The sequence below is a fragment of the Citrobacter sp. TBCS-14 genome (assembly GCF_005280805.1).
GTDB lineage: Bacteria > Pseudomonadota > Gammaproteobacteria > Enterobacterales > Enterobacteriaceae > Citrobacter > Citrobacter gillenii.
This window is the reverse complement of the sequence record NZ_SZWM01001003.1, coordinates 1-577: the sequence shown is the minus strand read 5'-3', so window position 1 is coordinate 577 and position 577 is coordinate 1. Positions and strand designations below refer to the sequence as shown.

Sequence of the window (577 nt, the reverse complement as noted above, 5' to 3'; positions counted from 1 at the left end):
ATTCATCTCTTTATTCTACTCCTAATTATATAAAATCGGTTCTGTTGCAAAGTTTTCCAAAAAATCTATTTTAGTGTAAAATTGAGAAAAAAGACAGAGAGGACAGAGTAATGAATCATTTTAAAGGCAAACAATTCAAAAAAGACGTCATTATTGTCGCTGTTGGTTACTACCTGCGTTACAATCTAAGCTATCGTGAAGTTCAGGAATTGTTATATGATCGTGGAATAAATGTTTGTCATACTACGATTTATCGTTGGGTGCAAGAGTACAGCAAAGTCCTCTATTATCTTTGGAAGAAGAAAAATAGACAATCCTTCTATTCATGGAAAATGGACGAAACCTATATCAAAATTAAGGGACGTTGGCATTATCTTTATCGTGCAATTGATGCGGACGGCTTAACCTTAGATATCTGGTTACGAAAGAAACGGGATACGCAAGCAGCCTATGCTTTCTTAAAACGACTCCATAAACAGTTTGGTGAGCCGAAAGCAATTGTGACCGATAAAGCACCTTCTCTTGGCTCCGCCTTTAGAAAGTTACAGAGTGTGGGTTTATATACTAAGACAGAGCA

General features: G+C 36.4%; 1 protein-coding gene. It reads left to right on the top strand.

The annotated features are described in order from the left end of the window. Positions 1-110: 110 nt before the first annotated feature. Positions 111-577: IS6-like element ISS1D family transposase (locus tag FDX22_RS22625; RefSeq protein ID WP_146717810.1), on the top strand; the 467-nt coding region annotated here is incomplete at its 3' end.